Consider the following 1,059-nt stretch of genomic DNA (forward strand, 5'->3'; position numbering starts at 1 on the left):
TTATCCATCTATATGACCACTTTTGGGATAGCACCACACATCCATCAACTTATCCAAAAAAGAAAAGCACTCCTCGGAGTACTTTTCTTTTTAATAAATATCATCTATACTGTTTTTACTAGGAGTTAAGTTTAGAGTATACTCTCCTAAGTTTAATAATACGTTTTATTTAATAAACCGCAAAATTGGCTGATTTTGTGGTTTATTTTTATGGACGATGAAATTTAACATGGTTACCATTACGATCGAACCAACCTCTAAATGCCCAGTTAATCCATCCACCATCACCTTGATTCGTAAATTCCCCATCTTCAAATACCCAAATTCCAAAAGTGATTCCATCATATACTGTTGTTCCGAAGAATTTAACACCGTTAAAACGATCATCATAGTTTTGGTTTAAATTAAAAACCATAACATTATAGCGTTGACCTGCAGAATAAAATGTTGATTCCATTACGCCTTTTACAAATCCTGAACGATTAGTTTGAGTATTGATGGCATTCTTAATCATATTAGCAATACCTAATACATCTATACTTACATTTAAATTTGCACTAGCTTTCGCTGCTTTTGGTAACTTAGACTCTACAAAATTAATAGGTGATTCAGTAGATAGGTTAGTAGGAACATTTGTTGTAGAAGGAGAGATCTCAGCTGCACTTGCATCTGTTGGTGCAAACACTCCTAATCCTCCTAAACCGATAGCTCCAGCTAAAGCAATGTTCGTCAACTTTTTCATTTTTTTCATAAAAAACCCTCCTTTATACTTTTATAAGGTATTACCCCCTACACTTTAAAGTATATATTTCTTATACAGCAAAGGTAAACTATTTAATTGAAAAGGTATTAAATTGTTAATAGTCAAAAAAATAATAAATATACAAAAACAATAAAATTTATGTATATTTGAAACTAAATTTAAGGTAAATATACATTTATAGGAATAAAAAAATATTGACTGAATTTTTTGTCAATAAATGAAAAATTTTTTATTTTAGTGTCTTGGGTTCTGGTGCAAAAATACTTTACCAGAAACATAGAACGGAAATGTTCTGT

1 protein-coding gene is annotated in these 1,059 nt (G+C 30.3%); it reads right to left on the minus strand.

The window, feature by feature from the left end; all coding sequences use genetic code 11:
* Positions 1–208: 208 nt before the first annotated feature.
* Positions 209–751, minus strand: coding sequence for a stress protein (locus V7024_RS24290; RefSeq protein WP_335524640.1), 543 nt, complete (start codon positions 749–751; stop codon positions 209–211).
* Positions 752–1,059 lie beyond the last annotated feature (308 nt).

The organism is Bacillus sp. JJ864 (genome assembly GCF_036963045.1).
Lineage (GTDB): Bacteria > Bacillota > Bacilli > Bacillales > Bacillaceae_G > Bacillus_A > Bacillus_A pseudomycoides_C.